This window comes from Campylobacter sp. CFSAN093226 (assembly GCF_012897595.1).
In the GTDB taxonomy this organism is placed as follows: Bacteria; Campylobacterota; Campylobacteria; order Campylobacterales; family Campylobacteraceae; genus Campylobacter_D; species Campylobacter_D jejuni.
The window spans coordinates 1452917-1465316 of sequence record NZ_CP040608.1 but is presented as its reverse complement, the minus strand read 5'-3'; the positions used below and the strand labels follow the sequence as shown (position 1 = coordinate 1465316).

At 30.7% G+C, this 12400-nt stretch carries 9 protein-coding genes, 1 pseudogene and 1 CRISPR repeat array; of the genes and pseudogenes, 5 read left to right on the top strand and 5 right to left on the bottom strand.

Annotated elements, in window-relative coordinates:
• Nucleotides 1–4 precede the first annotated feature (4 nt).
• Entirely contained in the window at nucleotides 5–994 is a 990-nt protein-coding gene (gene purM, locus FBF02_RS07445; protein ID WP_002851320.1) for a phosphoribosylformylglycinamidine cyclo-ligase, read from the top strand.
• A gap of 20 nt (nucleotides 995–1014) precedes the next feature.
• Here purM and dcuC read toward each other — a convergent pair.
• Nucleotides 1015–2461: pseudogene (dcuC, locus tag FBF02_RS07440) on the bottom strand (C4-dicarboxylate transporter DcuC).
• A gap of 202 nt (nucleotides 2462–2663) precedes the next feature.
• On the opposite strand from dcuC, the gene cas9 reads away from it, so the two are divergent.
• Genes cas9 through cas2 form a run of 3 tightly spaced genes read left to right on the top strand, consistent with a single transcriptional unit; the run spans nucleotide 2664 to nucleotide 6929 of the window.
• A complete protein-coding gene (gene cas9, locus FBF02_RS07435; protein WP_002858341.1) occupies nucleotides 2664–5618 on the top strand; it encodes a type II CRISPR RNA-guided endonuclease Cas9 in 2955 nt (984 codons plus the stop codon).
• A complete protein-coding gene (gene cas1 / locus FBF02_RS07430; RefSeq protein WP_002797819.1) occupies nucleotides 5615–6505 on the top strand; it encodes a type II CRISPR-associated endonuclease Cas1 in 891 nt (296 codons plus the stop codon). The genes cas9 and cas1 overlap by 4 nt, the downstream gene beginning before the upstream one ends.
• The gene (gene cas2 / locus FBF02_RS07425) at nucleotides 6498–6929 is read left to right on the top strand and encodes a CRISPR-associated endonuclease Cas2 (protein WP_002797817.1); all 432 of its coding nucleotides are present in this window, start codon (nucleotides 6498–6500) and stop codon (nucleotides 6927–6929) included. The genes cas1 and cas2 overlap by 8 nt, the downstream gene beginning before the upstream one ends.
• Nucleotides 6930–7072: 143 nt before the next feature.
• Nucleotides 7073–7373: direct repeats of the CRISPR family, unit length 37 nt; unit sequence AATTTTACCATAAAGAAATTTAAAAAGGGACTAAAAC.
• Nucleotides 7374–7492: 119 nt separating this feature from the next.
• Here cas2 and FBF02_RS07420 read toward each other — a convergent pair.
• Genes FBF02_RS07420 through cueO form a run of 4 tightly spaced genes read right to left on the bottom strand, consistent with a single transcriptional unit; the run spans nucleotide 7493 to nucleotide 10898 of the window.
• A complete protein-coding gene (locus FBF02_RS07420) occupies nucleotides 7493–8683 on the bottom strand; it encodes a molybdopterin molybdotransferase MoeA (protein WP_002858151.1) in 1191 nt (396 codons plus the stop codon).
• 3 nt (nucleotides 8684–8686) lie between these two features.
• Nucleotides 8687–9133 (bottom strand): molybdenum cofactor biosynthesis protein MoaE, encoded by a 447-nt coding sequence (locus FBF02_RS07415; RefSeq protein WP_002781229.1) that lies wholly within the window; start codon nucleotides 9131–9133, stop codon nucleotides 8687–8689.
• Nucleotides 9134–9355, bottom strand: coding sequence for a MoaD/ThiS family protein (locus tag FBF02_RS07410; protein WP_002857949.1), 222 nt, complete (start codon nucleotides 9353–9355; stop codon nucleotides 9134–9136).
• A gap of 1 nt (nucleotide 9356) precedes the next feature.
• Nucleotides 9357–10898 carry a multicopper oxidase CueO gene (cueO, locus tag FBF02_RS07405; protein WP_002858205.1) on the bottom strand — a complete coding sequence of 514 codons (1542 nt, stop codon included), beginning with the start codon at nucleotides 10896–10898 and terminating at the stop codon, nucleotides 9357–9359.
• 123 nt (nucleotides 10899–11021) lie between these two features.
• Between cueO and nspC the strand changes: the two genes are divergently transcribed.
• Nucleotides 11022–12170 (top strand): carboxynorspermidine decarboxylase, encoded by a 1149-nt coding sequence (nspC, locus tag FBF02_RS07400; RefSeq protein WP_002858431.1) that lies wholly within the window; start codon nucleotides 11022–11024, stop codon nucleotides 12168–12170.
• Nucleotides 12171–12400: the final 230 nt, after the last annotated feature.

Genomic DNA, 12400 nt, shown 5'->3' with positions numbered 1-12400 from the left:
ATAAATGAAAATTTCATATGAAGATGCAGGCGTAAGTATAGATAATGGAAATACCTTTGTAGAGGCTATAAAACCTTTGGTTAAAGAAACTTTTAATGATAATGTTGTAGGTGGAATTGGTTCTTTTGCTGGTGCTTTTAGAATGCCAAGTGGTTTTAAAAAGCCTGTGATTTTAGGTGCAACAGATGGGGTTGGTACCAAGCTTCGCTTGGCAATTGATGCTAAAAAATATGATACTATAGGGCAAGATTTAGTAGCAATGTGCGTGAATGATTTGATTTGTAATTTTGCTACGCCTTTGTTTTTCCTAGATTATTATGCTACAGCCAAGCTCGAAGTAGAAGTAGCAAAGGCTGTTGTATCAGGCATTGCCAAGGGATGTAAGATGGCAAATTGTGCATTAATTGGCGGAGAAACTGCTGAAATGCCTGGAATGTATGCAAAAGATGATTTTGATCTTGCGGGTTTTGCAGTGGGTATGGCTGAAGAAGATGAGATTGATAGAAGTAAATTTGTTAAAAATGGTGATATTTTATTGGCACTTTCTAGTTCAGGACTTCATTCAAATGGTTATTCTTTAGCTAGAAAAGTACTTTTTGAAAGTTTAAAATTAAAATTTGATGACAAGATAGAGGGTAAAAATTTAATTGATATTTTGTTAGAACCTACAAGGATTTATGTGCGTGATTTTCTTACACTAAAGCCTTATATCAGTGCTCTAGCACATATTACAGGGGGTGGTTTAGTAGAAAATTTACCACGCGTTTTACCTCGTGGTATGGGTGCAACTATACGCAAACATCATCTTAAAACTCCTGAAATTTTTTATACTATAGGACAGGCTGTAGAAGAAAGCGAAATGTATAGAAGCTTTAACATGGGAGTGGGTTTAGTAATGGTTGTAGATCCTTCTAATGTAAGTAAGATTTTAGAAAATTCAGATGCCTTTATTATCGGCGAAATTTGCATTAATGAAGGTATTGTTTTAGAATGAAAATAAAGCGTTAATACGCTTTATTTTTGTATTTTAAGTTCTATTTTTGTAGTGTTTTGTTCTTTTGGCAAAGGATTGGTTTGTGCTAGATAAAAGGCTACAAGTACATTTACAAGCATAGCGATAAGTAAAAGAGGAGTGGTTCGTTTTATAATATCCATTGGAGCTACTTTTGCAAATCCAGCTAAAGCTATGATTCCGCCTGCTATTGGTGAAGCTGCACGACCTAAACAAGATGCAATTTCTATAGGTAAAACTAGAGTAATAGGTGCAACGCCTAATTTTGTAGCTATATCAGGAGCTAGTTTTCCAAAAGTATTAAAAGCGGCAATTCCACTTCCCATAATCACTGTGGCAAAATAAACTAAAAAGCTTAAAATAGCTATACTCAAAAGAATTCCAAACCATGCAAAATTTCCTGTTCCAAGATTTGAAACCGCGTTAGCAAGGATATTAACTCCACCAAGTGCTTTAATGCCTTCAGCAAATACTCCAGCGGCGATGATTATGCTTACGACTGAGATAAAAATTTCAGCCATAGCTTTTAAAATCACCATCATATCTTCGCCTAATTTTCTAGCATTTCTGTGTCTTGCAAATTCAACAAGAAAAACTAAAGAAATGCTTACAAAATTTGCTGTTACAACATCGAGCTTGATAGTAAAAAAATACGGTATAAATAAAAATACAACAGGTAACCAAGGAAAGAGTATGTAAAAAAGTAGGGCATTTAGGATCAATGATTTGCGGAATTTCAACTTCATCATTTAAAACACCTTTTTCTTTATCTCTTTTATCAATCCAAGTAGAATAAAAAGGAATCAAGATGGCAATTAACTACAACATAAGTAATCACACTATAAATTTGATAATTTAAAGAAAGTCCTACGACATTATCACTTTGTCCTACCATATCCGCCATATTGATTGAATTTCCATCTTTTGGACCATAATCAAGCGCAATTAAAGAAAGCACACATACAGCTGTAATAGGACGGATTTTAAGTGAGATTAAAACAGGATAAATACATGCTAACAAAAGCAATCCAGCATAGCTAGAAATGACGATTTTTAAAGCCATTCCAACAACAAAAGTTCCACTTAAAATTAAGTATTTATTTTTTGATTTTTCCTGAGGGTTTATTTGCTAAAAAAGCAAGTTTTGCCGAAGCATTGATATGTTTCATGTAAGCAGTAAAGCCTGCCACACTCATGATAATAAACCCTACTCCAGAAAGCTGACTTTTAAAAATCGCTGTGATAAAAGATAACTATCAAGTAAAACATTTAAAAAGCTTGTATGCTCTCTGCTTGGGGCTTTTGGTATAGGTGTTCCTGTGATGTAAAAAGCAAAAATAAGCAAGATAATATTTGAAAGAAAAATACAAAAATGAGATTATATTTTAGTATATAATAAGCAACGACAATTACCGCTAAAAGTGTAGAACATATCATAAAAATTGGCATGATTTCTCCTAAAGTTATTATTAGCTTTTATTTTAGCTAAAATTTAACTAATAAATATTTTTCATTTAAAATTTTACTTATTTTTTGCATTATAAAATTAATAATATGTATAGTTTGGTTACTGAAAAGTTTATGTTTGTTTAAAAAAATGATTTTTGTATTATAATTATACACAAATCATAAATATTAAAAAGGATCTAGTGTGGTAAGAATTTTGGCATTTGATATAGGAATAAGCTCTATTGGCTGGGCATTTAGTGAAAATGATGAGTTAAAAGATTGTGGAGTTAGGATTTTTACAAAGGTTGAAAATCCCAAAACAGGAGAATCCTTAGCCTTGCCAAGACGCCTTGCAAGAAGTGCTAGAAAACGCCTTGCTAGACGCAAAGCAAGGCTAAATCACTTAAAACATTTAATCGCAAATGAATTTAAGTTAAATTACGAAGATTATCAAAGCTTTGATGAAAGTTTAGCCAAGGCTTATAAAGGATCTTTAATTAGCCCTTATGAGTTAAGATTTAGAGCTTTAAACGAGCTTTTAAGTAAGCAAGATTTTGCAAGAGTGATTTTACATATTGCAAAAAGGCGTGGCTATGATGATATTAAAAATAGTGATGATAAAGAAAAAGGTGCGATTTTAAAAGCTATCAAGCAAAATGAAGAAAAACTAGCAAATTATCAAAGTGTGGGCGAGTATCTTTATAAAGAGTATTTTCAAAAATTCAAAGAAAATTCCAAAGAATTTACAAATGTTAGAAATAAAAAAGAAAGTTATGAACGCTGCATAGCGCAAAGTTTTTTAAAAGATGAATTAAAGCTTATTTTTAAAAAACAAAGAGAATTTGGCTTTTCTTTTTCAAAAAAATTTGAAGAAGAGGTGCTTAGTGTAGCATTTTATAAAAGGGCTTTAAAAGATTTTTCTCATTTGGTGGGAAATTGTAGTTTTTTTACCGATGAAAAAAGAGCGCCAAAAAATTCGCCCTTAGCTTTTATGTTTGTAGCACTTACAAGAATTATCAATCTTTTAAACAATCTTAAAAATACTGAAGGAATTTTATATACAAAAGATGATTTAAACGCCCTTTTAAATGAAGTTTTAAAAAACGGCACTCTAACTTATAAACAAACAAAAAAGCTTTTGGGCTTAAGCGATGATTATGAATTTAAAGGAGAAAAAGGAACTTATTTTATTGAGTTTAAAAAATACAAAGAATTTATAAAAGCCCTAGGTGAGCATAATTTAAGCCAAGATGATTTAAATGAAATAGCAAAAGATATTACCCTTATAAAAGATGAGATTAAACTTAAAAAGGCTTTAGCAAAATATGATTTAAATCAAAATCAAATTGATAGTTTAAGCAAATTGGAATTTAAAGACCATTTAAATATAAGTTTTAAAGCCTTAAAACTTATCACTCCTTTAATGCTTGAAGGTAAAAAATACGATGAAGCTTGCAATGAGCTTAATTTAAAAGTAGCAATCAATGAAGATAAAAAAGACTTTTTACCCGCATTTAATGAAACTTATTACAAAGATGAAGTAACTAATCCTGTGGTTTTAAGGGCGATTAAAGAATATAGAAAGGTCTTAAATGCCTTACTTAAAAAATACGGTAAAGTGCATAAAATAAACATTGAATTAGCAAGAGAAGTAGGTAAAAATCACAGCCAAAGAGCTAAAATAGAAAAAGAGCAAAACGAAAACTACAAGGCCAAAAAAGACGCCGAACTTGAATGTGAAAAACTAGGCTTAAAAATAAATAGCAAAAATATTTTAAAATTAAGATTATTTAAAGAACAAAAAGAATTTTGTGCTTATAGTGGAGAAAAGATTAAAATTAGTGATTTGCAAGATGAAAAAATGCTTGAAATTGATCACATTTACCCTTATTCTAGAAGTTTTGATGATTCTTATATGAATAAAGTTTTAGTTTTTACCAAGCAAAATCAAGAAAAACTTAATAAAACCCCCTTTGAAGCCTTTGGCAATGATAGTGCAAAATGGCAGAAAATTGAAGTTTTAGCAAAAAATTTACCTACTAAAAAGCAAAAAAGAATTTTAGATAAAAATTACAAAGACAAAGAGCAAAAAGACTTTAAAGATAGAAATCTAAACGATACTCGCTACATCGCAAGGCTTGTTTTAAACTACACTAAAGATTATTTAGATTTTTTACCTTTAAGCGATGATGAAAATACAAAGTTAAACGACACACAAAAAGGCTCAAAAGTGCATGTAGAAGCAAAAAGCGGTATGCTTACATCGGCTTTAAGACACACTTGGGGCTTTAGCACTAAGGATAGAAATAACCATCTTCATCACGCCATCGATGCAGTAATTATTGCTTATGCAAACAACTCTATCGTAAAGGCTTTTTCAGATTTTAAAAAAGAGCAAGAAAGCAACAGTGCAGAACTTTATGCAAAAAAAATTAGTGAATTAGATTATAAAAACAAAAGGAAGTTTTTTGAGCCTTTTAGTGGTTTTAGGCAAAAGGTTTTAGATAAAATTGATGAAATTTTTGTCTCAAAACCTGAGAGAAAAAAGCCAAGTGGAGCTTTACATGAAGAAACATTTAGAAAAGAAGAAGAATTCTATCAATCATACGGCGGAAAAGAAGGAGTTTTAAAAGCCCTAGAGCTTGGTAAAATCCGCAAAGTAAATGGTAAAATAGTTAAAAATGGCGATATGTTTAGAGTGGATATTTTTAAACACAAAAAGACAAATAAATTTTATGCTGTGCCAATTTATACTATGGATTTTGCTTTAAAAGTATTACCAAATAAAGCTGTAGCACGAAGTAAAAAAGGTGAGATAAAAGACTGGATTTTAATGGATGAAAATTATGAGTTTTGCTTTTCTTTATACAAAGATAGTTTGATTTTAATTCAAACTAAAGATATGCAAGAGCCAGAATTTGTTTATTATAATGCTTTTACAAGCTCTACTGTTAGTTTGATTGTTTCAAAACACGATAATAAATTTGAAACGCTAAGCAAAAATCAAAAAATATTGTTTAAAAATGCAAATGAAAAAGAAGTAATCGCAAAAAGCATAGGAATTCAAAATCTAAAAGTATTTGAAAAATACATAGTTTCAGCACTTGGGGAAGTTACAAAGGCTGAGTTTAGACAAAGAGAAGATTTTAAAAAATGAGTTACGATGAAGCTTTTAAAACACTGCTTATTAGCTCTAATGCCAAGCTAAATTTAGAGCTAAATCATCTTGTGATTAAGCAAGATGAAAATATAGCCAAATTGTTTTTAAAAGATATAAATATCATCGTTTTAGAAAGCTTACAAATAAGCATTAGTTCCGCACTTTTTAATGCCTTTGCAAAGTATAAAATTATCTTATTAACCTGCGATGAAACTCATAGTATAAATGGCGTTTTTACTCCTTTTTTAGGGCATTTTCAAAGTGCAAAAATCGCAAAAGAGCAAATGAATGTAAGTGCTCAAAAAAAGGCTATTTTATGGCAAAAAATCATTAAAAATAAAATCCTAAATCAAGCCTTTATCTTAAAAAAACACAATAAAATAGAGCAAAGCAATGAGCTTATAAATTTGGCTAAAAAAGTAAGCTTAAATGATAGTAAAAATATTGAAGCTGTTGCGGCGGCGCTTTATTTTAAAACTTTGTTTGGTACTTCTTTTTCAAGAGATGAGCTTTGCTTTGAAAATTCTGCTTTAAATTATGGCTATGCAATCATTAGGGCTTGTATTATTAGAGCAGTTTGCATAAGTGGGCTTTTGCCTTGGCTTGGCATAAAGCACGATAATATTTATAATTCTTTTGCGCTTTGTGATGATTTGATAGAAGTGTTTAGGGCTAGTGTTGATGATTGTGTTTTAAAGCTTAAGGGTGAAAGTGAGTTTTTAAGCAAAGATGACAAAAGAGCGTTGATTGGCAATTTACAAAGTAAAATCAATTTTGATGGGCAAAATTATCCTTTAAACAGAGCGATAAATCATTATGTGGCAAATTTTAAAAATGCTTTATTGTATGAAGATGAACTAAAGATAGTGAAATTTGATGATTGAAGATAAATTTATGCGTGTGCTTTTGATGTTTGATGTGCCAACTAAAAGTAAAAAAGAGCAAAAACTAGCAAGTAAATTTAGAAATAATCTTATAAAATTAGGTTATTTTATGCTGCAATTTAGTGTTTATATGCGTATTTGCAAGGGTTTAAGTTCTGCAAAAAGTTCTATTGAAAATGTAAAAAAGATTTTGCCACCTTATGGAAATGTAAGGGCTTTAATCATCACTGAAAAGCAATTTGATAAAATGGAGCTTTTGCTTGGTGGCATAGTTTTTAACGAAAAAGTTAATAACGAAACCAATTTAACGCTTTTTGATATAGATAGTCATGGAGAATTTAAATATAAAAATTCAAATAATGAAGAAATTCAAATAAACAAAAAACAAGAAAAATATCATCAGCAAAATTTATTTGAATTTTAAAAGCGGTTTTAGGGGATTGTAACCCCGCAGAGTCCCGCAAACTCTTTATTTTAGTCCCTTTTTAAATTTCTTATGAGATTATAGCATAATTTTTGCTATTTTTCATGAAAAAACCCCGAAATTTTCATTATCTGGTAAATATCTATTTTACCATAAAGAAATTTAAAAAGGGACTAAAACAAAAAAATGGACTTAAATTAAAATACGATAATTTTACCATAAAGAAATTTAAAAAGGGACTAAAACCACAACATTACAAGGGAAAACTCTTTTTTAATTTTACCATAAAGAAATTTAAAAAGGGACTAAAACTCTTTTATTCCAAATAATTTCCTCTTTAAAATTTTACCATAAAGAAATTTAAAAAGGGACTAAAACAGTTAAATTCAACTAATGAAACTTTGGAAAATTTTACCATAAAGAAATTTAAAAAGGGACTAAAACAAACCCTAGTGGATTGAAACTCCACTAGGGCTAATTACTCCACTAAAAGGAGGTTGCGAATTTGAAACTTATTGAAATTTAGGGTTGATTAAAATCGAAATAAAATTATTTAAATAATTTTAAGGCATAAAGATAATATCTACTAAACTTTCATTTTCTAACATTTCACATTCTTTTGGCACCACCATAAGGGCAGCTTTATTGTTAAGATTGTTTATAATCGCACTAGAGCCTTCTTTTTTGCCTTCAAGATTGGCTAAAATGCGTCCATTTTTAAACTCTATATTGCAAGCGACAAATTCCAAATAAGGTGTTTTTTTCTTGTAACTTCCTTGTAAAAAGGCTTTGCAAATATAGTCTTTAGGTTGAAGTAACCAAGAGTTTAAAATCTCTCTTGTGTAAAGATTAAACATTACCATAGCCGAGTAAGGAAAACCTGGTAAGGCGATGATGAATTTTTCATTAGCCTTAGCTATTTTGATATGTCTACCTGGTTTTATGTCGGCTTTATCGATGATGATTTCGTATTCTTTGATGGCTTTTTTTAAAAAGTCAAAATCTCCCATAGAAACCCCGCCCGTTGTAACCAAAATATCACAACTTTGCAAAGCACTTTCAAGGGTGGAAAAAGTGGCTTTCTCATCATCTTTTAAAAGAGGAAAAACCCTTGTATCGCAATTTAAATTTTTAGCTAAATTAGCTATGGCGATATGATTTGAAGAGCGGATTTGAGCAGGATTTTCCAAGGCTTCTCCTAGATCTTTGATCTCACTTCCACTACTTAAAACCCCTACAATAGGTTTTATAAACACACTAATGTGAAAAAATCCAAGTTCAGCTAAAAGAGCTATCTCGCTATAATTTAACCTTGTGCCTTTTTTGAGTAAAATTTCATCTTTTTTATAGTTTTCTCCTACCGCACGCACGGCAAAAGCTTGGGGAACTTTTTTTTCTATAAAAAGAGTATTATTTTCTATGCGTATATTTTCAACAGGGACTAAAGTATCGCTTCCTTCGCTCATGAGTGAGCCTGTAAAGGTTTTTACACAAGTGCCATTTTGTACGCTAAATTGTGGCATAGTACCCGCAGGTGTGAGGCCTAAAATTTTTAAAGGCTTGTCTTGATCTTCAAATTTGATCGCATAACCATCCATAGCCGAGGTTGGAAATTCAGGCTGATTTTTAGGGGCTTTTATATCTTGAGCTAAAATGCGTCCTAAACACTCTGTAAGAGCTATTTTTTCAATCTTTTCATAAGTTTTGATATGAGAATGTAAAATTTTTAAACTTTCTTCATAAGACATTAGCATTTTTTATCCTTTTAAAAGTCCTGCACCGCAAAGCTTGGTTGATCTTTCTTTGGCATAAATTCTTTCTTTGTTTATCACATCATACTTCCAAATGGGCGCACTTGCTTTAAAATCTTCAACAAATTCATTAAGAAGTTTAAGTCCTAATTTTCTTTGTTTGCTTAAAATTCCTGCAAAATACGAGCTTTCATGTATCGCTACATCGCCTATAGAGTGAGCAAAAAGCAAGCTAATACCATCAAAATCTACTCTTTTTTGCCACTCATCAAACCATTTTTTTAAAAGCGATTCATAAATATCAAAACTAAGTGCCTCAATACCTCCTTCTTCACGCACAATACCACAAAAAGTCAGTAAAGCACCGCAGTTTTTATCCTTGGAAAATTCATACCATTGGCTATAAATTTTAGGAATATCTAAAGAGCCTTGATAAAGTGTAAAATGTTTCATTTAGCCTCCACAAACTGGCGGTAAAAGTGCTATTTTATCACCATCTTTTAACTTGGTGTTTTCATTAAAAATGATTTCATCATTTAAAGATACAGCACAAAGTTCTAGCCATTCTTTTAAACTCTCATCTTTTTGCAAAATTTCTTTTAATTCTTTTAAATTTTTTACTTCAAGTTCTAAATTTTCTTTATTTATAGGGCCTAAAAATTCCACTTTTACCATTTTATTCCTTTACTTCTAAATTTCCCATCATTCCTAAATCTTCATGTTCTAAAATATGGCAATGATACATTCTAAGTCCTTTAAAATCTTGTTTCATTTTAAGTCTTAACTCTTCATTAGGACGCACATTTATAGTATCTCTGAAGGCTCTAAATTCGGCTTTTTGAACTTTGCCATTGAGTTTTGATGAGATGAGTTCAAATTGCGTGCCGTGTATGTGGAAAGGATGATCCATGTGAGATTTGTTTATCACTATCCAGTCTTCAACTACTCCAAGCTTGGAGCTTAAATCAATGCGTTTTAAATCATAGCTTTTGCCATTGATTAAAAACATAGACGCAAGAGCGATTTTTAATTCATTTTCACTTTTTCCCATCATTCCATGCATTTGCATATGATCTTCACTCATGATTATTTCTTTAAATTCCTTAGGTTCTTCTAAAGGTTTGAAAATTTTTAAATTTTTTGGAAGTTCTAATTTTTCTTTTTTTAGGTTAATATTGGCTAGAAATAGGGTATTAGATTCTTCTTTTACCATCATTTTATCCCTATCATAATAAGCACTTTCTAGCTTAAAATTCCCATCTTTTGGAGCGTCGATTAAAACTTCTACACGAGAAGCAGGACTTAAGAAAAGTTCTTCTTTATAAATAGCTTTTTCTATAAGTCCACCATCAGTACCAACAAGTATAAACTTAGCTCCTTGTATGCGTAAATTTAAATATCTTGCTGCAGTAGCATTATAAATGCGTATGCGTTCGTTTGTGGCGAGTTTGATTTTAGGTTTAAATTGTCCATTGATGAGTACAAATTCTCCTTCTCTACCATTTAGCCAATCATTTAGGTTGTTGTTTGGAATTTGAGCGTTTTCATCAAGACGCAAATCGCTAATCATCAAATCTTTTTCTTTTAAATGACTTAAAGCATCTTTTTTTGCTTTGATCACAAAAGCCCCTGCTAAACCCATAAAAACTTGTTTAGAAGCCGTATAATGAGGATGTGGATGATACCAGTAAGTTCCTGCGCTATCTTGAGGAATTTCAAAACGATATATTCTTTCTTCTCCTGCTAAGATAGGATCATGTGGGCTTCCATCTTGATCAGGTGGCACAGGAACGCCATGCCAATGTATAGTTGTAGCTTCTTTGAGTTTGTTTTTGACTAAAATTTCAAGTTTATCTCCTTCAAAAACTTCTATTTTTGGAGCAGGCACGAGGCCATTGTAAGTATAAAATAAGGTTTTTTTACCTTTGATAAGCTCTATATGATTTTCTTTGATTTCTAGGGTAGCACGAAAAATATTTTTTTCTTTACTTTCATTTTTGAGTAAAGGCAAGGCTTTTAAAATTTCTCCTTGGGGGAATTGTTTTGGATCTAAAAGCTTTAAATTTTTTGGAGCAAAGTTTATAAAAGAAGTATCTAAGTCATGATTTATAGAATGATTTTTATGCATGGAGTGCATATCATGCATAGGATTTGCATAGGCTACACCCATACTTGCTAGAGTGAGTGCATTAAATTTTAAAAAATTTCTTCTATTCATTAGTTTTTCCTTTTGCTTGATTTTTTGTATTATAGTCATTATTTTTTTAACTTTAGTAAATATTTATTTTGAAAATTTGGTTTAATTTTGTTATGATTTTAGCAATTTAATCAAGGAAAAATAATGTTTTATGAAAAAATTCAAACCCCAGCTTATATTTTAGAAGAAGATAAATTAAGAAAAAATTGTGAGCTTTTAGCAAGTGTTGGCGAAAAAAGTGGTGCTAAAGTGCTTTTAGCTTTAAAAGGTTTTGCTTTTTCAGGAGCGATGAAAATTGTTGGAGAATACTTAAAAGGTTGTACTTGTAGCGGACTTTGGGAAGCAAAATTTGCTAAAGAATACATGGATAAAGAAATTCATACTTATTCGCCTGCTTTTAAAGAAGATGAAATAGGTGAAATAGCCAGCTTATCTCATCATATAGTGTTTAACTCTTTAGCTCAATTTCATAAATTTCAAGCTAAAACACAAAAAAATTCCTTAGGTCTTCGTTGTAATGTTGAATTTTCTCTAGCCCCAAAAGAACTTTACAATCCTTGTGGAAGATACTCAAGACTTGGAATTCGTGCTAAAGATTTTGAAAATGTGGATTTAAGTACCATAGAAGGACTTCATTTTCACGCACTTTGCGAAGAAAGTGCTGGTGCTTTAGAAGCTGTTTTAAAGGTTTTTGAAGAGAAATTTGGCAAATGGATAGGGCAAATGAAATGGGTGAATTTTGGAGGAGGACATCACATCACTAAAAAAGGCTATGATGTTGAAAAGCTTATTGCTTTGTGTAAAAATTTCAGTGATAAATACGGTGTGCAAGTTTATCTTGAACCAGGCGAAGCGGTGGGTTGGCAAACAGGAAATTTGGTGGCTAGTGTAGTAGATATCATAGAAAATGAAAAACAAATTGCTATTTTAGATACTTCAAGCGAAGCGCATATGCCAGATACTATCATCATGCCTTATACAAGTGAAGTTTTAAATGCTAGAATTTTAGCCACAAGAGAAAATGAAAAAATTTCAGACTTAAAAGAAAGCGAATTTTCCTATTTGCTTACTGGAAATACTTGTTTAGCGGGTGATGTAATGGGAGAATACGCCTTTGATAAAAAGCTTAAAATCGGCGATAAAATTGTTTTTTTAGATCAAATTCATTACACCATTGTGAAAAACACAACTTTTAATGGTATAAGACTTCCAAATCTCATGCTTTTAAATGCAAAAAATGAACTTCAAATGATAAGAGAATTTTCTTATAAGGATTATTCTTTAAGAAATTAGTATTATTTATAATTTGCATAAAATGTTAATTTTACTCGGAAGAGAATCAAAGATGTAAATTTTATGCAAAGTATTTTATTTTTTCAAATATAAAATCAACTCAAATATCTAATTTTCAATACTTTGGTATGATTTTTTAATATTTTAAATCCTTGTGGAATTTTATTGAAATTCAGTGATTTTTAAATCAAATAGTATTAAGATAAATCGATTTAAAAATCGGCTTTAAA